Source organism: Azospirillum thiophilum (genome assembly GCF_001305595.1).
GTDB lineage: Bacteria > Pseudomonadota > Alphaproteobacteria > Azospirillales > Azospirillaceae > Azospirillum > Azospirillum thiophilum.
Genome location: NZ_CP012401.1, coordinates 2,189,684 through 2,211,123 on the forward strand (window position 1 = coordinate 2,189,684; position 21,440 = coordinate 2,211,123).

Genomic DNA, 21,440 nt, shown 5'->3' on the forward strand with positions numbered 1-21,440 from the left:
ATGGCAACGACCCACACCCTCGGATTCCCCCGCATCGGCGCCCGGCGCGAGCTGAAATTTGCCCTGGAGGCCTATTGGAAGGGGGCATCCTCCCGTGACGAGCTGGTCCGCGTCGGTGCGGACCTCCGCAAGCGCCACTGGCAGGACCAGGGCGCGCTCGATCTCGTGCCGGTCGGGGACTTCGCTTTCTACGACCAGGTTCTCGACATGAGCTTCACGCTCGGCAACCTGCCGGATCGGGTGAAGGGCTTCCATGGCGATGCGCTGGACAATTATTTCCGCGTGGCGCGCGGCCGCTCGGCCGAGACCCCCGGGGAGCATGGCGGGGAGCATGGCGGTTGCTGCGGCGTCGCCGCCGGTGAAATGACCAAGTGGTTCGACACCAACTACCATTACATCGTCCCCGAGTTCGACGCCGGGACGAGCTTCACGCTCGACGCCTCCCGCCTGCTGGAGCAGTTCGCCGAGGCCAGGGCTGAGGGCGTCAGGGCCAAGCCGGTGATCATCGGCCCGGTCACCTACCTCGCGCTCGGCAAGGCCAAGGACGGTTCCGACAGGCTGGCGCTGCTGCCCCGCCTGCTGCCGGTCTATGCCGGGCTGCTGCAGGCCCTGGCCGACCAGGGCGCCGACTGGGTCCAGATCGACGAACCGATCCTGGTGACCGAGCTGGAGCCGGCGTGGCGGGACGCCTTCGTCCAGGCCTACCGGGCGCTGGACACCGGCGCGGTCAAGCTGTTGCTGGCCACCTACTTCGGCCGGCTCCAGGAGAATCTGCCGCTGGCCTGCGCGCTGCCGGTGCAGGGCATCCACCTCGACGCGATCAATGCCCGCGACGAGGTCGATGCGCTGATCGAGGCCCTGCCGGCCGACCGCGTCGTGTCGCTCGGCGTCGTCAACGGCCGCAACATCTGGAAGACCGATCTCGGCGCGACGCTCGACTGGCTGGAACCGGTGGCCGGGAAACTGGGCGAGCGGCTGTGGATCGCGCCCTCCTGCTCGCTGCTGCATGTGCCGGTCGACCTTGCCGGTGAGCGCAAGCTGGACGAGGAGGTTCGCTCCTGGCTGGCCTTCGCAGTGCAGAAGCTGGAGGAGATCCGGATCCTGGCGACCGCGCTGACCCCCGGACAGGATGGGGGCCGTGCCGCCGTCGCGGCCGAGCTGGACGCCAACCGCGCCGCCATCGCCGCCCGCCGTGCCTCGCCGCGGGTCAACAACCCGGCGGTGAAGGCGGCGGTCGCCGCCATCGGCCCCCGGCTCGGACGGCGCAAGAGCCCCTTCGCCGCCCGCGCCGCCTGCCAGGCCGCCCGCCTGAACCTGCCGAAATTCCCGACCACCACCATCGGCTCCTTCCCGCAGACCAAGGAGATCCGGCAGGCACGCAGCCGGTTCAAGGCCGGGACGCTCGATGCGGCGGCCTACACCGAGGCGATGCGTGGCGAGATCGCGCGCAGCGTCCGCGAGCAGGAAGCGCTGGGGCTCGACGTGCTGGTCCATGGCGAGGCCGAGCGCAACGACATGGTCGAGTATTTCGGCGAGCAGCTCGACGGCTACGTCTTCAGCCAGGGCGGCTGGGTGCAGTCCTATGGTTCGCGCTGCGTGAAGCCGCCGATCCTGTTCGGCGACATCGGCCGTCCCAACGCGATGACGGTGGAGTGGATCACCTACGCCGCCTCGCTGACGGACAAGCCGATGAAGGGCATGCTGACCGGCCCGGTGACCATCCTCAACTGGTCCTTCGTGCGCGACGACCAGCCGCGCTCCGAAACCTGCCGTCAGCTGGCGCTGGCCATCCGCGAGGAGGTGCTGGATCTGGAGAAGGCCGGCGTCGGCGTGATCCAGATCGACGAGGCCGCCCTGCGCGAAGGCCTCCCGCTGCGCAAATCCCAATGGCAGGCATACCTGGATTGGGCGGTGGAGTCGTTCCGCATCACCGCCAACGGGGTGGAGGACGCGACGCAGATCCACACCCACATGTGCTATTCGGAGTTCAACGACATCATCGCCTCGATCGCCGCGATGGACGCCGACGTCATCACCATCGAGACCTCGCGGTCGGACATGGAGCTGCTCGACGCCTTCGACGACTTCAACTACCCCAACGAGATCGGCCCCGGCGTCTACGACATCCATTCGCCGAACATTCCGACCGAAGCGCACATCGTCGCGCTGATGAGGAAGGCGGCGGAGCGCATTCCCGCCGACCGCCTGTGGGTCAACCCGGATTGCGGCCTCAAGACCCGCCAGTGGGCCGAGGTGATCCCGGCCCTGACCAACATGGTCAGCGCGGCGAAGACCCTGCGCGCCACCGTCGCCTGATGCGGCGTGCACCGTGGGAGGCGGCAGGGCTTGCCCGGCGGTCAGGTAATTTGCAATATACGCAAACCATCCTTCTGGATAACCGCTGAGTTTGTCACGTTTTGCGAAGCGGTTTCAGCAGATCGGCGAATTTTGCAAATAAGGTGTTGGGCATGGCCAAGGCGTTCATGGGGGTGCGGCTGCAGCGGCTGCGCGAGGAGCGGGGGCTGACCCAGACGGCGCTGGCCCGCATCCTGGAGATCTCGCCGAGCTACCTGAACCAGCTCGAACGCAACCAGCGGCCGCTGACCGTGCCGCTGCTGCTGCGGATCAACGCCTCCTTCGGCGTCGACGTCCAGCTCTTCTCGGAGGACGAGGAGGCGCGGATGGTCGCCGACCTGCGGGAAGCCCTGTCGGAGGCCGGAACCGGCGAGGCCATTGCGATTGCGGAGATCAAGGCGCTCGCCACCAACATGCCGGCGGTCGGCCGGGCGCTGGTGGCACTGCACCGGCGCGGGCGCGGGCTGGCGGAACGGCTGGACGCCCTGGCGGCCGGGGTGATCCCGGCCGAGCCGGGGAGCGCCCTGCCGCCGATGCCCTACGAGGAGGTGCGCGACTTCTTCTACCGCCATCACAATCACATTGCCGCGCTGGACGAGGCGGCCGAACGGCTGTTCGCTGAGGCCGGGCTGGAGATCGGGGCGGTGGACCGCGGGCTGGAGCGGCTGCTGGCGGATCGCCACGGCATCCGTACGCTGGTGACCGACGACGCGGGCATGCCGGGGGGAGCGCTTCGCCACTTCGATGCCGCCGACCGGATATTGCGGGTCGCCCGATCGCTGGACCCTGGACGCCGCGCCTTCCAGATGGCGACGCAGCTCGCCTTCCATCGGGAGGCGGAGCTTCTGCACCGGCTGGTCGAGGAGGGACGGTTCTCCGGTCCGCAGGCACGCGCGCTCGCCCGCATCGGGCTGGCCAACTATTACGCCGGGGCGGTGGTCATGCCGTACGAGGCCTTCCTGGAAGCGGCGGAGGCCGTGGCCTATGACATCGACCTGCTGGGCCAGCGCTTCGGCACCGGCTTCGAGACGGTGTGCCACCGGCTGAGCACGCTCCAGCGGCCGGGGGCTCCCGGCGTGCCCTTCTTCTTCGTCCGGGTCGACCGGGCCGGCAACATGTCGAAGCGCCAGTCCGCCACCAGCTTCCACTTCTCGCGCGTCGGCGGAAGCTGTCCGCTGTGGAACGTCTACGAAGCCTTCTCGGCGCCCGGCCGTGTGCTGACGCAGCTGGCGCGCATGCCGGACGGGCGGGCCTATCTGTGGATCGCCCGCAAGGTGGTTCATGGTCGCAGCGGCTTCGGCGCACCGTCGAAGAGCTTTGCCATCGGACTCGGCTGCGACATCCGGCACGCCGGACGGCTGGTCTACTCGCGCGGGCTGGCGCTCGGCGACCCGGACGCCGCCACCCCGATCGGCGCCGGTTGCAAGGTCTGCGAACGCCCGGCCTGTCCGCAGCGTGCCTTCCCGCCGGTCGGACGCACCCTGGCGGTCGACGAAAGCCTCAGCCGGTTCGAGCCGTATCCGGTTTCCGCCACCCCGGCCTGATCGAGGATCCCCGGCCAGGCATTGGTCGGGGCAGGGAAGCAGGCCGGCGCGGGGGCAATCTTCGCAGATTTCGCCGATTTGCAGGATCGGCCCGGCAAGGCTTCACCTTTTCAGCCCTTTTCCGAACAGGGGCAGGTTCCGATGATGCGGGCATCCAACAGACAGCTCTCGCACAGGGAACACCCGATGACCATGACCGCGCCCGAGACCACGGCACCACTCCCCTTCAAGCCCAAGAAATCGGTGGCGCTGTCGGGCGTCACCGCCGGCAACACCGCGCTCTGCACCGTCGGCAAATCGGGCAACGACCTGCATTACCGGGGCTACGACATTCTCGACATCGCCGAGCGCTGCGAATTCGAGGAGGTGGCCCATCTGCTGGTCCATGGCAAGCTGCCGACCTTCGCCGAACTGAAGGCCTACAAGGCCAAGCTGAAATCCCTGCGCGGCCTGCCGACCAACGTCCGCCAAGCGCTGGAATCCCTGCCGGCCTCCGCCCACCCGATGGACGTCATGCGGACCGGGGTGTCGGCGCTGGGCTGCGCGCTGCCGGAAAAGGACGACCACAACATCCCCGGCGCCCGCGACATCGCCGACCGGCTGATGGCCTCGCTCGGGTCCATGCTGCTCTACTGGTATCACTGGTCCACCAACGGCCGGCGGATCGAGGTCGAGACCGACGACGACTCCATCGGCGCCCATTTCCTGCATCTGCTGCACGGGCGCAAAGCCTCGGCGCTGTGGGAGCGGGCGATGCACAGCTCGCTGATCCTCTATGCCGAGCACGAGTTCAACGCCTCGACCTTCGCCGGCCGGGTCATCGCCGGCACCGGCTCCGACCTGTATTCGGCGGTCACCGGCGCCATCGGCGCCCTGCGCGGCCCCAAGCATGGCGGCGCCAACGAGGTCGCCTTCGAGATCCAGAAGCGCTACGACAGCCCGGACGCGGCGGAGGCCGACATCCGCCGCCGGGTCGAGAACAAGGAGGTGGTGATCGGCTTCGGCCATCCGGTCTACACCGTCTCCGACCCGCGCAACGAGGTGATCAAGGGCATCGCCCACAAGCTGTCGGTGGACGCCGGATCGACCCGGATGTTCGACATCGCCGCCCGGCTGGAGGCGGTGATGTGGGAGGTCAAGCGGATGTTCCCCAACCTCGACTGGTTCAGCGCCGTCAGCTACCACATGATGGGCGTGCCGACGGCCATGTTCACGCCGCTCTTCGTCATCGCCCGCACCTCGGGCTGGGCCGCCCACATCATCGAGCAGCGCATCGACAACAAGATCATCCGTCCCAGCGCCAACTATGTCGGCCCGGACGACCGCGTCTTCGTCGCCATCGATCAACGCCAGTAAGCCGGACGCGTCATGAACAGCTCATACCGCAAGCGGCTGCCGGGCACGGAGGTCGAGTATTTCGACGCGCCGGCCGCCGTCGACGCCATCCGACCCGGCGCCTGGGCCGGGCTGCCCTATGTGTCGCGCGTGCTGGCCGAACAGCTGGTCCGCCGCTGCGATCCGGCGCTGCTGGACGACGCCCTGCGGCAGCTCGTCGAGCGCCGGCGCGATCTCGACTTCCCGTGGTATCCGGCCCGCGTCGTCTGCCATGACATCCTCGGCCAGACCGCGCTGGTCGATCTCGCCGGCCTGCGCGACGCCATCGCCGGGCGGGGCGGCGACCCGGCCAAGGTCAACCCGGTGGTGCCGACCCAGCTCGTCGTCGATCACTCGCTGGCCGTCGAGCATGGCGGCTTCGACCCCCAGGCCTTTGCGAAGAACCGCGCCATCGAGGACCGCCGCAACGAGGACCGCTTCCATTTCATCGACTGGAGCCGGCGTGCCTTCGGGAACGTCGACGTGATCCCGGCCGGCAACGGCATCATGCACCAGATCAATCTGGAACGGATGTCGCCGGTGATCCAGCTCCGTGACGGCGTCGCCTTCCCCGACACCTGCGTCGGCACCGACAGCCACACCCCGCATGTCGACGCACTGGGCGTCATCGCCATCGGCGTCGGCGGGCTGGAGGCCGAAACGGTGATGCTCGGCCGCGCCTCGATGATGCGGCTGCCGGACATCGTCGGCGTCCGCCTGACCGGGCGGCACCAACCCGGCATCACCGCCACCGACATCGTGCTGGCGCTCACCGGGTTCCTGCGCAAGGAGCGCGTGGTCGGCGCCTGGCTCGAGTTCTTCGGCGATGGGGCCGCCGGCCTGTCCATCGGTGACCGGGCGACCATCTCCAACATGTGCCCGGAATATGGCGCCACCGCCGCGATGTTCGCCATCGATCGGCAGACCATCGACTATCTGCGGCTGACCGGCCGCGCGCCGGAACAGGTGGCGCTGGTCGAGACCTACGCCAAGGCGCTGGGCCTGTGGGCCGACGCGCTGGAAAGCGCCGGGTACGAGCGGGTGCTGGAATTCGACCTGTCCGGCGTCGTGCGCACCATGGCCGGCCCGTCCAACCCGCACCGCCGCCTGCCCACATCGGCGCTGAAGGAGCGCGGCATCGCCGTCGATCTCGACAAGGCGCTGGAAGAGGAGAAGGCCGGCCTGCTGCCGGACGGCGCGGTGATCATCGCCGCAATCACCAGCTGCACCAACACCTCGAACCCGCGCAACGTCGTCGCCGCCGGGCTGCTGGCGAGGAAGGCCAACGCGCTGGGGCTGGTGCGCAAGCCCTGGGTCAAGACCTCCTTCGCGCCGGGCTCCAAGGTCGCAAGGCTGTATCTGGAGGAGGCCGGGCTGCTGGGGGAACTGGAGGCGCTCGGCTTCGGCATCGTCGCCTACGCCTGCACCACCTGCAACGGCATGTCGGGCGCGCTCGACCCGGCGATCCAGCGGGAGATCGTCGAGCGTGACCTCTACGCCACCGCGGTTCTGTCCGGCAACCGCAACTTCGACGGGCGCATCCACCCCTATGCCAAGCAGGCGTTCCTCGCCTCGCCGCCGCTGGTCGTCGCCTACGCCATCGCCGGCACGATGCGTTTCGACATCGAGCGCGACGCGCTGGGCATGGACCGGGACGGCGCCCCGATCAGGCTGAAGGATCTCTGGCCGTCCGACGAGGAGATCGACGCCATCGTCGCCTCCTCCGTCAAGCCGGAGCAGTTCCGCACGGTGTATGAGCCGATGTTCGCGGCGAACCACGGGACGACGGAGCGCATCAGCCCGCTCTATGACTGGCGCCCGGCCTCCACCTACATCCGCCGTCCGCCCTATTGGGACACCGAGGGGGTCGGCGCGCTGGCCGCCAATCCGCGCAGCCTGACGGGCATGCGCCCGCTGGCGGTGCTGCCGGACAACATCACCACCGACCATCTGTCGCCCTCCAACGCCATCCTGCCCGACTCGGCGGCCGGCGAGTATCTGGCCCGGATGGGCCTGCCGGAGGAGGACTTCAACTCCTACGCCACCCACCGCGGCGACCATCTGACCGCCATGCGCGCCACCTTCGCCAACCCGCAGCTGGTCAACGAGATGGCCGTGGTCGACGGCACGGTGAGGAAAGGCTCGCTGACCCGGCTGGAACCCGACGGCACGGTGATGCGGATGTGGGAGGCGATGGAAACCTATCTGGAGCGCCGGCAGCCGCTGATCGTCGTCGCCGGGGCGGATTACGGCCAGGGGTCGAGCCGCGACTGGGCCGCCAAGGGCGTGCGGCTGGCCGGAGTCGAGGCCATCGTCGCCGAGGGGTTCGAGCGCATCCACCGCACCAACCTGATCGGCATGGGCGTGCTGCCGCTGGAGTTCAAGCCGGGCACGACACGGCGGACGCTGGGGCTGGACGGCAGCGAGACCTACGATGTGACCGGCGGGCGCCGGCCGCGCGCCGACCTGACCCTGGTCGTCCACCGCCGCGGCGGCGAAACCCTGCGGGTGCCGGTGACATGCCGTCTCGACACCGCCGAGGAGCTGTCGATCTACGAGGCCGGCGGCGTCCTGCAACGCTTCGCCCAGGATTTCCTGGCCTCGGAAAGCACGCAGAAAGGAACCGCCTGATGGCGTCGGCACCGCAGATCCGCATTCCCGCCACCTATATGCGCGGCGGCACCAGCAAGGGCATCTTCTTCCGCCTCGACGACCTGCCGGAGCGCTGCCGCGTGGCCGGCGCGGCGCGCGACCGGCTGTTCCTGCGGGTGATCGGCAGCCCGGACCCCTACGCCCGGCACATCGACGGCATGGGCGGAGCCACCTCCAGCACCAGCAAGGCGGTCATCTTGTCGAAGAGCGCACGGCCGGGCCACGACGTCGATTACCTGTATGGGCAGGTTTCCATCGACAGCGCCTTCGTCGACTGGTCGGGCAATTGCGGCAACCTCTCCACGGCGGCCGGGGCCTTCGCCATCCATGCCGGGCTGATGGACCCGGCGCGCGTTCCGGAGAACGGCGTCTGCACGGTGCGGATCTGGCAGGCCAACATCGGCAAGACCATCGTCGCCCATGTGCCGGCCACCGGCGGACTGGTCCAGGAAACCGGCGATTTCGAGCTGGACGGCGTGACCTTCCCGGCGGCCGAGATCGTGCTGGAATTCCTCGATCCCGCTGAAGAGGGGGACAGCGGGGGAGCCGGCGGGGGGAACGGCTCGATGTTCCCCACCGGAAACCTTATCGACACATTGGAGGTGCCGGACTCCCTGGTTCCCGGCGGCAGGCTGAAGGCGACGCTGATCGACGCCGGCATCCCGACCATCTTCGTCGCTGCCGCCGATCTCGGCTATCGCGGGACCGAATTGCAGGAGGCGATCAACGGCGACGCCGCGGCGCTGGCCCGCTTCGAGGCCCTGCGCACCATCGGCGCCTTGAGGATGGGGCTGATCAAGGAGCCGGGCGAGGCCGCAAGGCGCCAGCACACGCCGAAGATCGCCTTCGTGGCGCCGCCGGCCGACCATGTCGTGTCGAGTGGCCGGACCGTCGGGGCCGGGGAGGTCGATCTTCTGGTGCGGGCGCTGTCGATGGGCAAGCTACACCACGCGATGATGGGCACGGCGTCGGTCGCCATCGCCGCCGCCGCCGCCGTGCCCGGCACCCTGGTCAATCTTGCAGCCGGGGGCGGCGCACGCACGGCGGTCCGCTTCGGCCACCCGTCCGGCAGCTTGCGCGTCGGCGCCGAGGCGGTGCCGGTGGACGGCCGATGGACCGTCACCAAGGCGGTGATGAGCCGCAGCGCCCGCATCCTGATGGAAGGCTGGGTCCGCGTGCCCGCCGATTCGTTCTGAACCCAAGCGCTCCAAATTCCAAGGAAACACCATGTCCACCCGCAAGACACTGAAAGAGCTCGTCGAAGCCCGCCGCGGCGTCATCGTTCCGGGCGCCTTCAACGCGCTGTCCGCCAAGCTGGTGGAGGATCTCGGTTTCGAGGCGATCTACGTCACCGGCGCCGGGGTCACCAACATGTGGTTCGGCATGCCCGACCAGGGCTTCATGGGTTTGGCCGAGATCGCCGACCACACGGCCCGCATCCGCGACGCCGTGGGCGTGCCGCTGATCGTCGATGCCGACACCGGCTTCGGCAACGCGCTGAACGTCTATCATACGGTGCGCGTGCTGGAGCGTGCCGGCGCCGACTGCATCCAGCTCGAAGATCAGGTGGCGCCCAAGCGTTGCGGCCATTTCGCCGGCAAGGACGTCATCTCCACCGAGGAGGCGGTCGGCAAGATCAAGGCGGCGGCCGACGCCCGCCGCGACCCGGACCTGCTGATCATGGCGCGCACCGACGCCGCCGCGATCTACGGCTTCGATGCCGCCGTCGAGCGCGCCCAGCGCTTCGCCGAGGCCGGCGCCGACATCCTGTTCGTCGAGGCGGTGAGGACGGCCGAGGAAATCCGCGCCCTGCCGCAGCGCCTGGAGAGGCCCCAGCTGATGAACATGGTCATCGGCGGGCGGACGCCGATCTTCAACGCGACCGAATTGGCGGAGCTCGGCTATGGCGTCGTGCTCTACGCCAACGCCGCCTTGCAGGGCGCCGTGATGGGCATGCAGAAGGCGCTGACCGTGCTGCGCGACGACAAGGAGCTGAAGGAATCGAGCGGCCTCGTCACTCCCTTCGCCGACCGCCAGCGTCTGGTCGGCAAGCCCGAATGGGACGCGCTGGAGAAGATCTACAGCTGAGCAGCCGGGCAGCCTCCGCCGGCAATCGCCATCCGGCGGTTGCCGTGCCGGAAGGCGGTTGCGCTCCTTCATAGTAACGTTATAACGTTACATTTGCTTGCGGGAAGGCCCCGCCCGCGATGAGTCCGGCGGGGTGGGGCGGGCGTGTCGCGCCTTTTCCAGACTTGCATGAAGGTTCGACAACGAGGTGACATATGAACAGCTTGCCTTCCCTCGCGACGCTGCTGTGGATCGGTGCCGCGGCAGGAGGCCTCTCGGCCGGCGCGGCACAGGCTGAGGACAACAAGGACGATCGGGGCGTCACGCACCACCGCCTGTTCATCGGCGACCACGCCGACGGGATCGTCCGGGCCATCGACCTCAAGGACGGGGCGAGCGCGGGAACATTCAGGATCGACCGGACGCCGGCCCTTGCGCGCAGCGTCAGCGGACGCACCGTGCTGGCTGTGCAGGGCGATGCCGGCAAGGTCGCCGTCATCGGCACCGGGATTTCGTTCGAGGATCACGGCGACCACGCCGACATCACGGTCGAAGACGCCAGGCTGCTGCCGACGGTGCTCACGGGGACCAAGCCGGCCCATGTCGTGGAGGGCTCCGGCACCATCGCGCTGTTCGACGACGGTACGGGCGGCGTCACCCTGTTCGGGGAAAACGACCTGCTGGAGGGGGCGTTCAAGCCCCGCACCCTGACGCCGGGCGCCGCCCACCATGGCCTCGCCGCGCCGATGGGCGACTTCCTCGTCGTCTCGGTTCCGCACGACGACCCGGAGAAGCCGCGTGTCGGCCTCAAGGTCATCGATGCGCAGGGCAAGCCGGTCGGTGGGGTGGTGGATTGCCCGGCCGTGCATGGTCAGGCCCAGTCGGCCAGGGTATTCGCCTTCGGCTGCAAGGACGGGGTCGTCTTCGCCCAGCCGGGCGGCGGCTCGAAGCCGCCCACGCTGCGCCACGTCTCCACCGCCGCGCTCGGCGAGGGCAACGTCTCGACCCTCAAGGGCGGCACGGCGATGCAGTATTTCCTCGGCAATTACGGACCGCGCGCCGTCGTCATCATCGAACCCGGCACCGAGCCGAGCTTCCGCAAGATCGACCTGCCGACGCGCCGCGTGGATTTCGCCCTGGACGACGTCAAGGCCAACCAAGCTTATATCCTGACCGAGGATGGCAGGCTGCACCTGCTCAACATCCTGTCCGGCGAGATCGAAAAGAGCGTCCAGCTCACCGCTCCCTATTCGATGGACGGCCACTGGCGCAACCCGCGGCCCCGGCTGGCGGTGGCCGGCGACCATGTGGCGGTAACCGATCCGCTCAAGGGGCTGGTGCGGCTCGTCTCGACCGAGACGCTGAAGGAAGAGCGCACGATCGCGGTGGCCGGCACCCCCTACACCATCGTCGCCGTCGGCGGGTCCGGGGCAGCCCACTGACGATGGTTCGGCGGCGGCGGTCGTTCATCGCCGCCGACCGCATCGGGAACGCTCACTCGTCCTCGTGGCTGTGGCTGTGGCTGTGATTGTGGCCATGGCCATGGTGGCGGTGGCCGGTTCCCGTCTCCGTCTCCCGCACCGGGATGACGACCGCCCGGCCGTGGCGCACGCCGCGCTCGGCGATCACCCGCTCCGCCATGCCGCGCACCGCCGAGCCGTCGCCCTTCAGGACCGACACCTCCATGCAGCTTCCATGGTCCAGATGGACGTGCAGCGTGGTCAAGGTCAGTTCGTGATGCTCGTGGTAGGCCGTGGTCAGCCGCTTCGACAGCTCGCGCGCCGCATGGTCGTAGACATAGACCAGGGCGGCGACGCAGGGACCGTCCTCCTTCTCCACCGGTGCGGCTTCGGCCAGCCCGGCGCGGGCGAGGTCGCGGATCGCCTCGGAGCGCCCCTGGTAGCCGCGCCGCTCGACCAGCCGGTCGATGCCGGCCAACAGGTCGTCGTCCAGCGTGATCGTCACCCGTTGCATGCCATCCTCCGTCGCACCGGTTCCAAAACGCCGGCCCCATCATTCTGGCAGGACCACGAGGCCAATTCCCACAAAGTATGATGATTTACGATAGACATCATACCCGGGCGGTCGTATCGTCGCGCTCATCGACCATAGAACCGGCCGGGCCGACCGTCCATCCGCAACCGGCGGCCGGAGGGTTTCGGCGCATGCCCACGGCAAGGATGCCGGGGCCGGGCGGGCGCGACGGGGGATGGGATGGCATTTCCGGGAACGGGGTTTGTCAGGACGGTCGCGGCCGTCATGCTGGCGGCGGCGCTGACCGGCGGTCACGCGGCGGCGGGGAGCCCGAAGGGCACGCTGACCTATTCCTGGACCAGCAATGTCGGGCCTCTCGACCCGCACCGCTACTCGCCCAACCAGATGTTCGCCCAGGCCATGGTCTACGAGCCGCTGGTGCGCTACCGCGAAGGCGGCGTCATCGAGCCGTGGCTCGCCACCGCCTGGACGGTGTCGCCGGATGGACGGACCTACGATTTCACCCTGCGCGAGGGCGTCGTCTTTTCCGACGGCACGCCCTTCGATGCGGCGGCGGTCAAGGCGAATTTCGACGTCCTGCTGGCCGATCGCGCCAAGCATGAGTGGCTGGAGCTGGTCGCGCAGATCCGATCGGTCGAGGTGCTGGACGCGGCCAAGGTCCGGCTGACCCTCAAGGATCCCTATTACCCGACCCTGCTGGAACTGGCGCTGATCCGCCCGGTCCGCTTCGCCGCCCCCTCCGTCCTCACCGCGGACGGCGTCCGGGCGCCGGTCGGCACCGGCCCCTGGATGCTGGCCGAGACGAAGAGGGGCGAATACGACCTCTTCACCCGCAACCCCTCCTACTGGGGGCCGAAGCCGGCCTACGAGCGCATCGTCGTCAAGGTCATTCCCGACCCGACCTCCCGCGCCGTTGCCTTCGAGACCGGCGAGATCGACCTGATCTATGGCGGCACCGGCCAGATCTCGGCCGACAGCTTCACCCGCTTCAGGACGCGCGGCATCGGGCAGACCGCCGTGTCGGCGCCGCTCGCCACCCGGACGCTGGCGATCAACAGCGGCCGCGCGCCGACCAGCGATCCGGCGGTGCGCAAGGCGATCAACCATGCGGTCAACAAGGACGCCATCGCCGCCAAGCTGCTCTACGGGCTGGAGCCCAGGGCCGACACGCTGTTCGCCCCGAACTTTCCCTACACCGACCTTGGCCTGACGCCCTACGGCTACGACCCGGCGCGGGCCGCGCGGCTGCTCGACGAGGCGGGCTGGACCCTGCCGCCGGGTGGGACGGTGCGTGTCCGCGGCGGCCAGCCGTTGCGGGTGGAGCTGTGCTTCATCGGCAACGACGCCCGCGAGAAGGCGATTGCCGAAGCGGTCCAGGCCAACCTGAAGGCCATCGGCATCGACGCGGTTCTGGTCGGCGAGGAGGAGAACGCGGTCGAGGCCCGGCAGAAGGACGGCCGTTTCGGCCTGATCTTCGGCGACACCTGGGGCGCCCCCTATGACCCGCATTCCTTCGTCAGCTCCATGCGGGTGGCGTCGCACGCCGACTACCAGGCCCAGCGCGGCCTGCCGATGAAGGCGGAGATCGATGCCAGGATCGGCGCCGTGCTGGTGACGACGGACGAGGCGGAGCGGCAGGCGCTCTACCGCGACATCCTGACGACGCTGCACGAGCAGGCGGTCTACCTGCCGCTGTCCTACCTGACCGCCATGGCCGTCAGCCGCGGGGTGGATGGAGTCGGCTTCGGCGCCAGCGCCTACGAGATTCCGTTCGGCGCCATGCGGCCGGCGCCGTAACGCGGGGGGAGGGGACGATGCTGCGCTTCATCGCCGGCCGCCTGCTGACCCTGCCGCCGCTGCTGCTGGCGGTGTCGGCCGGCGTGTTCCTGCTGCTGCGGCTGGGGCGCGGCGATCCGGCGCTGGATTACCTGCGCCTGTCGAACATCCCGCCGACCGACGCCGCCGTCGCCGCGGCGCAGCGGCTGCTCGGCCTCGACCGGCCGCTGGCGGAACAGTATCTGTCCTGGCTGTGGCAGGCGCTGCATCTCGATTTCGGGCTGTCCTACGTCACCCGCCGGCCGGTGCTCGACGACCTGCTCTATTACCTGCCGGCCACCTTGCAATTGGGCGCCGCCGCGCTGGCCGTCACGCTGGCGGTGAGCCTGCCGCTCGGGATGTGGGCGGCGCGGCACCGCGACCGGCTGCCCGACCATCTGGTGCGGGCGCTCGCCTTCGTCGGCGTGTCGATCCCGAACTTCTGGCTGGGCTTCCTGCTGGTGCTGCTGTTCGCGGTGACACTGAACTGGCTGCCGCCGCTCGGCCGCGGCGGGTGGAGCCATATGGTGATGCCGGTGGCGGCGGTGGCACTGATGTCGCTGTGCATCAATGCCCGGCTGCTGCGTGCCAGCATGCTGGAGACGGCGGGGCAGCGGCATGTCCTCTATGCCCGGCTGCGCGGCCTGCCGGAGCGGCGCATCGTCCACAGCCACATCCTGCGCAACGCCCTGCTGCCGATCGTCACCGCCACCGGCATGCACATCGGCGAGCTGCTGGGCGGTACGCTGGTGATCGAGAACATCTTCGGCTGGCCGGGCGTCGGGCGCTATGCCGTCTCCGCCATCTACAATCGGGATTATCCGGTGCTGCAGTGCTTCACCCTGCTGATGACGGTGATCTTCGTGACGTGCAATCTGGCCGTCGACCTGCTGTACGCCTGGCTCGACCCCCGCATCCGGCCGGGACGGGAGGCGGCGCGATGAGCGCGCTTTCGGAGGAGGTCGGGGCACCCGCCGCCTTGCGGCGCTCCTGGCCGCGCCCCACGACGCTGGCCGGGCTGACCCTGGTCGGAACCATGGTGCTGGCCGCCCTGGCGGCACCCCTGCTGCCCTGGGATCCGGAGGCGGTCGACCTGATGATCCGGCTGGAGGGGCCGGGCGCCGCCCATTGGCTCGGCACCGACCATCTCGGGCGCGACGTGCTGGCGCGGCTGCTGCACGGCGCCTCGGTGTCGCTGGGGGCGGTGGCCGTCATCGTCGGGCTGATCCTGGCGCTGGGCATCGGCGTCGGCGGCCTGTCGGGCTTCCTCGGCGGACGGACCGACCGCATCCTCATGCGGCTGTGCGACGGCTTCCTGACCGTGCCGACCTTCGTGCTCGCCATGTTCATGGTCGGCGTGCTCGGCACCGGGCTGGGCAACGTGATGCTGGCCATCGCGCTGTCGCACTGGGCCTGGTACGCCCGCCTCGTGCGCGGCATGGTGCTGTCGCTGCGCGAGCGCGACTTCGTGGCCGCCGCCATCGTCTCCGGCGCCTCGCGCCCGCGCGTCTTCGTCGAGCACATCCTGCCGGGGGTTCTGGTGCAGCTCGTGGTGCTGGCGACGCTCGACATCGGGCACATGATCCTGCACGTCGCCGGCCTGTCCTTCCTGGGGCTGGGGGTGACGCCGCCGACGCCGGAATGGGGGGTGATGATCAACGACGCGCGCGAATTCATCTGGACCCAGCCGGCGCTGATGCTGTGGCCCGGGCTGATGATCCTGCTGACGGTGATGGGCTTCAACCTGCTGGGCGACGCCCTGCGCGACCGGCTCGACCCGACGCTGGCGGGGGACGACCATTGAGCCCGCAACGCCTGGGCGTCGAGGGGCTGCGGCTCGCCGCCCGCCCGGCCGCCCGCTGCGCCGGCCGGCCGGCGGAGCTGGTGCACGGCGTCGATCTGGCGCTGGAGCGCGGGCGGGTCACGGCGCTGGTCGGCGCCAGCGGGTCGGGCAAGTCGCTGACCTGCCTTGGCTTGCAGGGGCTGACGCCGCCGGGGGTGGAGCGGACCGGCGGCCGTGTCCGGCTGGACGGGGCGGAGGTCGCGCCGGCGACGCTGCCCGGCCGGGTGGTGGCGACGGTGATGCAGAATCCGCGCAGCGCCTTCAACCCGGTGCTGACGATGCGCGCCCACGCCCGCGAGACGCTGACGGTGCGTGGCGCTGCCGACGGATTGGACGACCTGCTGGCCGCGGCGCTGGCCGAGGTCGGCCTGCCGGAGCCGGGGCGCATCGCCCGGCTGCACCCGTTCGAGATGAGCGGCGGCATGCTCCAGCGCATGATGATCGCGCTGGCGCTGCTGGCCGAGGTGCCCTTCCTGCTCGCCGACGAGCCGACGACCGACCTCGACCCGCTGGCCCAGGCGCACATCCTGGCGCTGATCGAGCGGCTGGTCGTGTCGCGGGGTCTGGGCGTCCTCATCGTGACCCATGACATGGGGGTGGTCGCCCGTCTGGCCGACGAGGTGGCGGTGATGGAGGCCGGCCGCATCGTCGAGACGGCGCCGGTGGCCGAGCTGTTCGCCGCGCCGCGCTCGGATGCCGCCCGCGCCCTGCTGGCCGCCCATCGGGCGCTCTATCCGGAGGAGTTGGCGTGACGGTCCTGCTGGCCGCCGAGGCGGTGGAGAAGCGCTATTCCGGGCACGGCCTTTTCGCCGACCGCCCGGCCAAGACCGTTCTGCGCGGCGTCAGCCTGTCGGTGCGCGAGGGGGAGAGCGTGGCGCTGCTGGGCGCCAGCGGGTCGGGGAAGAGCACGCTGGCCCGCCTGATGCTCGGCCTCGACCGGCCGGACGGCGGCACGGTGCGCTGTCTCGGCCGGCCGCTCGGCAAATTGAACGCCGCCGGACGCCGGGCCTTCCGGCAAACGGTGCAGGCGGTGTTCCAGGATCCGCTGGGCGCCGTCAACCCGCGCCATCCGATCGGCCGGATCATCGCCGAACCGTTGCGCCACCTGACCGACCTCGACGCCGGCCAGCGGGCGATGCGGGTGGCGGAGCTGCTGCGGCTGGTCGGGCTGGCACCCGAGGACTCCGGCCGCCTGCCGGGCAGCCTGAGCGGCGGCCAGGTCCAGCGCGTCTGCATCGCCCGGGCGCTGGCCCCGCAGCCCCGGCTGATCGTGCTCGACGAGGCGGTGTCGAACCTCGACCTCGTGCTGCAGATCCAGATCCTCGACCTGCTGGCCGGACTGCGCGAACGGCTGGGCACCGCCTTCCTGTTCATCACCCACGACGTCCGGCTGGTCCGCCGCTTCTGCGACCGGGTGGCGGTGCTGCATGACGGGGAGTTGGTGGAGGATCGGCCGGTCGTCCCTTCCTTCACCTTCGATCATCCGGCCGCAAGCGCGCTGCTGGACACCATGCTGCCGGCCGCACCGCGGCTGCGTGGCGGCTGAGGCGGGGCGCCGGCCGCGGCAAAAGACCGGCAGCGAGGCCGTCATGATCCAGCGGCCCGTCGAGGAGCCCGTGACCTGCTCGATGAAGGGCGCGATGTGGGCGAAGGCGAGGACATTCGCCATCCGAGGATGAATTTCCACGGACGTTACCTTTCCGGCAACTCCGGACCTCGGACCGGCGTGTATCATTCCCAGGAGCTATAGTGTCACGCCGACGCTCGCCAGGAAGGTGTCGATACGGTTGTCGACTTCAGCCTTCGTCTCGGCCCACGCCGGGAACGACTGCAACAGGTTGTCGTGCCAAGCGATCAGGTTGGGATAGTCGCCGAACGGAAACTTTGCGCGATCCACCTGGGAGAAGGGGGCCGCGACATCGAGATCCGCGAGGGTCAACGCATCGCCGACCATGAACTTGCGGCCTTCGAGATGCTTGTCCAGCACCTTCGCCGCGGCGCGAACCTTACCCTCGGCAAAGCCGAGGAGGGCCTCGTCCTTCGGCAAGCCCATGACCGTCTTGCCGACCCGCTCATCGAAGATGGTGGTGGTGAAGGTGCGCCACTGCTCGCCCGACCAGAACATCCACTGAAGGACATGAAAGCGGTCCTTCTCGGTGGTTCCGACCAGCGGTGAATTCACTTTGCCGGCCAGATACAGGTTGATCGCGGAAGCTTCATAAAGGACGGTGTCGCCGTCCACCAGAACCGGCGTCAGGCCGTGGGGATTGAAGCGTGCCTTGAACCCGTCGGTCTGGCTCTCGCCCTTGAAAAGATCCACGTTCACTCTTTCGAGTTCGATCCCCATGATCTTTGCCGCCGCGGTCACGCGACGCAAGCTGCCCGAGCCTGCATCACCATAAATCTTGATCGTCATAACTGTTCCTTTCGGTTCGGAGCCCGTGACCGGGCCGCCGAATGACAATTCCCACATTCCTAATTCGAATGATATTGGCGATCATTGAATAGAATATATTCTGTTTTGGAATGAATGGAGGTATTGTGTGCGTGGCGGGTCGTGGCCTAGTCAACAAGCTCGATCGACACCCGGTCGGGATAAAAGGCGAGACAGCCGGCGATGTCGCCAACCGCTTCGAAGGGTGTCTCGTAGGTCCAAACGCTGTTCAGCCCGGACTCTCCGAGGGCCGGGATGCTGTAATAGTTCGCTTCGCCCTTGTATGGGCAATAGGTGATGTGTTGCGAGCGCTCCAACAGTGACATGTCGACGTCGCGACGCGGTATATACTGAACAGGCGGATAAGACGCTTCCGCAAGCGTCAGAGCTCCCCTTGTTTTTGCGATATGAAGCGATCCCTTTGTGACGATGACCATCGAAGGGCATCTGGTGATGGCGATGGGATGATTTGCGTCAGGAGTCAGAATTTTTCGGTCGATCATAAGGTTTTCTTTCACCCGCAGATTCACGTCATTCAAGCAGTCAGATAAGATTGGAAACGGCTATGCCTACTATTCTCATGCGGAATAAGAGAGATGGATAAGCTCGATGCGATGCGGATGTTCGTGCGCGTCGTCGAAAGCGGGAGCTTTTCGCAGGCTGCGCGGGATCTGAACGTCAGCCAACCGACGGTCAGCAAACAACTCGCGGCACTTGAAGCGCGGCTTGGGACGCAACTCCTCGCGAGAAATTCCCGGACCCTCGCCGTGACGCCCGCAGGGCAGGATTATTACGAGGCCACCGTCCGTATCCTTCAGGATCTCGACTCCGCAGAGGAGAGGATCCATGAAGGGCAATCGGCTCCCTCAGGGCTGGTCCGGGTCACGCTCTCGCCAGCCTTCGGGAGAATGTTCGTGATTCCCCGGCTATCGGATTTCAGGAACCGCTTCCCCGACGTCGCGATCGAGATGGAGGTTTCCGGGCGGCACGTTGACCTGATCGAAGAGGGGATAGACGTCGCGATCCGTATCGGCCGGCTTTTGGATTCAGCACTCGTCGCCCGGCGCATCGGCGACATGCAGATGATAACCCTGGCCTCCGCCAGCTATCTTGCCAGACACGGCACGCCGAAAACGCTGGACGAACTGCGCAACCACCAGCGCATCGGCTATGTCCACCAGGGCGATATCATTGGGTGGGGTTTCCACGTTGACGGTCGGCAGGTCACGCTCGACGGTGGGGGAGCGTTCCGCACGAATGACGCCGAGCATGTCCGCGGCGCTGTCCTTGCGGGCCTCGGCATCGCCCATCACGCGAGTTGGTTGTTCACGGATGTGCTGGCCTCCGGCGAGGTCGTACGAATTCTGGACCAGCATGCGCCGCCGCCCTTTCCGATCAACGCGGTGACCGTTGCCGGACGGCGCATGCCCTCCCGAGTGCGGCACTTCATCGATTTCCTCGCTGCGGTTTGCGCCGGGGAGCCGGAACTGAGGACAGGCGAGGGCTGAGGGACCGACCCGAGAAATCGAGTGCTTCCAGTTCCTCAACCCAGGTCAAAAAAGTACCGCCACGAGCCTCATTCGTCGTGACGGTACGTCTGATCTTCCGGTTGATCGACAGGGGCCAGGTCCGTCAGCGATGCCGCCGGACGCGACCCATACCCATCGATGGCCCCTCATGGCACCCGATGGGTACCGGTAAAATCATCCATGTTTTCCAGTTGGCTACGTCGCGCCGTGACGTATTCCCGGATACCCTCGGACCGGCGTTGATCATTCCCACTCGATGGTGCCGGGCGGCTTCGAGGTGATGTCGTAGACCACGCGGTTGACGCCGCGCACCTCGTTGACGATGCGGTTCGACACGCGCGCCAGGAAGTCGTGCGGGAAGGGATACCAGTCGGCGGTCATGCCGTCGGTCGAGGTCACGGCGCGCAGCGCCAGCACATGGTCGTAGGTCCGGCCGTCGCCCATCACGCCGACCGTGCGGACCGGCAGCAGAACCGCGAAGGCCTGCCAGATCGCGTCGTACAGGCCGGCGTTGCGGATCTCCTCCAGATAGACCGTGTCGGCCTTGCGCAGGATCTCCAGCTTCTCCGGCGTGATCTCGCCGGGGATGCGGATGGCGAGGCCCGGGCCGGGGAAGGGATGGCGGCCGATGAAGGCGGCGGGCAGGCCGAGTTCGCGGCCCAATGCCCGCACCTCGTCCTTGAACAGCTCGCGCAGCGGCTCCACCAGCTTCAGCTTCATCCGCTCGGGCAGGCCGCCGACATTGTGGTGCGACTTGATGGTCACCGACGGGCCGCCGGTGAAGGACACGCTCTCGATCACGTCGGGATAGAGCGTGCCCTGGGCCAGGAACTCGGCGCCGCCGATCTTGTGGCTCTCCTCGTCGAAGACCTCGATGAACAGGCCGCCGATGATCTTGCGCTTCTGCTCCGGATCGGTGACGCCGGCCAGCTTGCCCAGGAACAGGTCCGACGCCTCGCGGTGGACCAGCGGGATGTTGTAGTGGTCGCGGAACAGCCGCACCACCTCTTCCGACTCGCCGGCCCGCATCAGGCCGGTGTCGACGAAGATGCAGGTCAGCTGGTCGCCGATCGCCTCATGGATCAGCACCGCCGCCACCGACGAATCGACGCCGCCCGACAGGCCGCAGATCACCTTGCCGGTGCCGACCTGGGCGCGGATCTTCTCGATCGCCTGTTGCTTGAAGGCGGCCATCGTCCAGTCGCCCTCGATACCGGCGACGCGGTGGACGAAATTCGCCAGCAGCTGGGCGCCGTGCGGGGTGTGGACCACCTCCGGGTGGAACTGCACGCCGTACAGGCGGCGGCTGTCGTCGGCGATGACTGCGAAGGGGGCGCCGTCGCTGACCGCAACGGCGCGGAAGCCGTCGGGCAAGGCCGTGACGCGGTCGCCGTGGCTCATCCACACCTGTTCCTTCGACCCGATCTCCCACAGCCCGTCGAACAGGGCGCAGGGCTCCTTGATCTCGATGAAGGCGCGGCCGAATTCACGATGGTCGGAGCCGGAGACGGTGCCGCCCAGCTGGTGGCACATGGTCTGCTGGCCATAGCAGATTCCCAGAACCGGGACCCTCAGGTCGAACACCGCCTGCGGCGCGCGCGGGCCGTCGGCCTCGGTGACGGAGGCCGGGCTGCCGGACAGGATGATCGCCTTCGGATCATACGCGCGGATGCGCTCGTCGCTCATGCCGAACGGGTGGATCTCGCAATAGACCCCGCTCTCGCGCACGCGGCGGGCGATGAGCTGGGTGACCTGCGACCCGAAATCGAGAATGAGGACGCGTTCGGCGGAAAGGGGAGCGGCGCTGGACATCGACGAATCCTGATGCGGGG

17 protein-coding genes are annotated in these 21,440 nt (G+C 68.4%); 13 read left to right on the forward strand and 4 right to left on the reverse strand.

Annotation, left to right across the window (positions count from 1 at the left end; genetic code table 11):
* The 7 genes from metE (at window position 1) to AL072_RS10190 (ending at window position 11,434) form a co-directional block, all read left to right on the forward strand.
* A complete protein-coding gene (gene metE / locus AL072_RS10160; protein ID WP_045580434.1) occupies window positions 1-2,316 on the forward strand; it encodes a 5-methyltetrahydropteroyltriglutamate--homocysteine S-methyltransferase in 2,316 nt (771 codons plus the stop codon).
* 152 nt (window positions 2,317-2,468) lie between these two features.
* On the forward strand, window positions 2,469-3,899 hold the full coding sequence (locus tag AL072_RS10165; RefSeq protein ID WP_045580433.1) for a short-chain fatty acyl-CoA regulator family protein: 1,431 nt from the start codon (window positions 2,469-2,471) through the stop codon (window positions 3,897-3,899).
* A gap of 186 nt (window positions 3,900-4,085) precedes the next feature.
* Complete coding sequence (prpC, locus tag AL072_RS10170) at window positions 4,086-5,255, forward strand: bifunctional 2-methylcitrate synthase/citrate synthase (protein WP_200909750.1); 1,170 nt, start codon at window positions 4,086-4,088, stop codon at window positions 5,253-5,255.
* Between the two features lie 12 nt (window positions 5,256-5,267).
* A complete protein-coding gene (acnD, locus tag AL072_RS10175) occupies window positions 5,268-7,904 on the forward strand; it encodes a Fe/S-dependent 2-methylisocitrate dehydratase AcnD (RefSeq protein ID WP_045580432.1) in 2,637 nt (878 codons plus the stop codon).
* Window positions 7,904-9,121, forward strand: coding sequence for a 2-methylaconitate cis-trans isomerase PrpF (gene prpF / locus AL072_RS10180; protein WP_045580431.1), 1,218 nt, complete (start codon window positions 7,904-7,906; stop codon window positions 9,119-9,121). Before acnD ends, prpF begins: the two co-directional genes overlap by 1 nt.
* Before the next feature lie 31 nt (window positions 9,122-9,152).
* The gene (locus tag AL072_RS10185; RefSeq protein WP_045580430.1) at window positions 9,153-10,013 is read left to right on the forward strand and encodes an isocitrate lyase/PEP mutase family protein; all 861 of its coding nucleotides are present in this window, start codon (window positions 9,153-9,155) and stop codon (window positions 10,011-10,013) included.
* A gap of 194 nt (window positions 10,014-10,207) precedes the next feature.
* On the forward strand, window positions 10,208-11,434 hold the full coding sequence (locus tag AL072_RS10190; protein ID WP_045580429.1) for a metallochaperone AztD: 1,227 nt from the start codon (window positions 10,208-10,210) through the stop codon (window positions 11,432-11,434).
* 52 nt (window positions 11,435-11,486) lie between these two features.
* Here the strand turns inward: AL072_RS10190 and nikR are convergent, their stop codons facing one another.
* Window positions 11,487-11,966, reverse strand: coding sequence for a nickel-responsive transcriptional regulator NikR (gene nikR, locus AL072_RS10195; protein ID WP_045580428.1), 480 nt, complete (start codon window positions 11,964-11,966; stop codon window positions 11,487-11,489).
* 240 nt (window positions 11,967-12,206) lie between these two features.
* On the opposite strand from nikR, the gene nikA reads away from it, so the two are divergent.
* From nikA to nikE, 5 genes are read left to right on the forward strand one after another with little or no spacing between them, the layout of a single operon-like run.
* The gene (gene nikA / locus AL072_RS10200; protein ID WP_045580427.1) at window positions 12,207-13,784 is read left to right on the forward strand and encodes a nickel ABC transporter substrate-binding protein; all 1,578 of its coding nucleotides are present in this window, start codon (window positions 12,207-12,209) and stop codon (window positions 13,782-13,784) included.
* Between the two features lie 17 nt (window positions 13,785-13,801).
* Window positions 13,802-14,746, forward strand: a complete 945-nt coding sequence (gene nikB / locus AL072_RS10205) for a nickel ABC transporter permease subunit NikB (RefSeq protein WP_045580426.1) — start codon at window positions 13,802-13,804, stop codon at window positions 14,744-14,746.
* Window positions 14,743-15,606, forward strand: coding sequence for a nickel ABC transporter permease subunit NikC (nikC, locus tag AL072_RS10210; protein ID WP_045580425.1), 864 nt, complete (start codon window positions 14,743-14,745; stop codon window positions 15,604-15,606). The genes nikB and nikC overlap by 4 nt, the downstream gene beginning before the upstream one ends.
* Window positions 15,603-16,397, forward strand: a complete 795-nt coding sequence (locus AL072_RS10215; RefSeq protein ID WP_425388545.1) for an ATP-binding cassette domain-containing protein — start codon at window positions 15,603-15,605, stop codon at window positions 16,395-16,397. Before nikC ends, AL072_RS10215 begins: the two co-directional genes overlap by 4 nt.
* Window positions 16,394-17,191: a nickel import ATP-binding protein NikE gene (nikE, locus tag AL072_RS10220; RefSeq protein WP_082108796.1), complete on the forward strand. Its 798-nt coding sequence runs from the start codon at window positions 16,394-16,396 to the stop codon at window positions 17,189-17,191. Before AL072_RS10215 ends, nikE begins: the two co-directional genes overlap by 4 nt.
* Window positions 17,192-17,389: 198 nt before the next feature.
* Here the strand turns inward: nikE and AL072_RS10225 are convergent, their stop codons facing one another.
* On the reverse strand, window positions 17,390-18,061 hold the full coding sequence (locus tag AL072_RS10225; protein WP_045580424.1) for a glutathione S-transferase family protein: 672 nt from the start codon (window positions 18,059-18,061) through the stop codon (window positions 17,390-17,392).
* 146 nt (window positions 18,062-18,207) lie between these two features.
* On the reverse strand, window positions 18,208-18,582 hold the full coding sequence (locus AL072_RS10230) for a DUF427 domain-containing protein (protein ID WP_045580423.1): 375 nt from the start codon (window positions 18,580-18,582) through the stop codon (window positions 18,208-18,210).
* Window positions 18,583-18,675: 93 nt separating this feature from the next.
* Between AL072_RS10230 and AL072_RS10235 the strand changes: the two genes are divergently transcribed.
* Window positions 18,676-19,587: a LysR family transcriptional regulator gene (locus tag AL072_RS10235; protein ID WP_045580422.1), complete on the forward strand. Its 912-nt coding sequence runs from the start codon at window positions 18,676-18,678 to the stop codon at window positions 19,585-19,587.
* A 264-nt stretch (window positions 19,588-19,851) separates the two neighbouring features.
* Here AL072_RS10235 and guaA read toward each other — a convergent pair whose 3' ends face one another.
* Window positions 19,852-21,420: a glutamine-hydrolyzing GMP synthase gene (guaA, locus tag AL072_RS10240; RefSeq protein WP_045580421.1), complete on the reverse strand. Its 1,569-nt coding sequence runs from the start codon at window positions 21,418-21,420 to the stop codon at window positions 19,852-19,854.
* Window positions 21,421-21,440: the final 20 nt, after the last annotated feature.